Raw genomic sequence first — 511 nt, forward strand, 5'->3', positions numbered from 1 at the left:
GAAGGCAATTAATAGAAGTTGGTTAGTTATTTGTTTTTATTTAAACATAAATAATCCACCTGTCTGTCTTGCAGGTGTCGGTTACGGTTACCTACATATTTAATTCAGGCGAAGAGGTTTTATAATGCATATTACATACGATCTCCCGGTTGCTATTGATGACATCATTGAAGCAAAACAACGACTGGCTGGGCGAATTTATAAAACAGGTATGCCTCGCTCCAACTATTTTAGTGAACGTTGCAAAGGTGAAATATTCCTCAAATTCGAAAACATGCAGCGTACTGGTTCATTTAAAATTCGTGGCGCATTTAATAAATTAAGTTCACTGACTGATGCGGAAAAACGTAAAGGAGTAGTGGCCTGCTCTGCGGGCAACCATGCGCAAGGGGTTTCGCTCTCCTGCGCGATGCTGGGTATTGACGGTAAAGTGGTGATGCCAAAAGGTGCGCCGAAATCCAAAGTCGCGGCAACGTGCGACTACTCCGCAGAAGTCGTTTTGCATGGTGAT

General features: G+C 42.9%; 1 protein-coding gene. It reads left to right on the forward strand.

Going from position 1 to position 511, the window contains the following annotated elements:
• Positions 1-124: 124 nt before the first annotated feature.
• The coding region (locus tag MMA19_RS26500) for a pyridoxal-phosphate dependent enzyme (RefSeq protein ID WP_240207781.1) at positions 125-511 on the forward strand (387 nt) is incomplete at its 3' end.

Origin of the sequence: Vibrio sp. CyArs1, from assembly GCF_022432925.1 — a bacterium.
Taxonomy (GTDB): domain Bacteria; phylum Pseudomonadota; class Gammaproteobacteria; order Enterobacterales; family Vibrionaceae; genus Vibrio; species Vibrio mediterranei.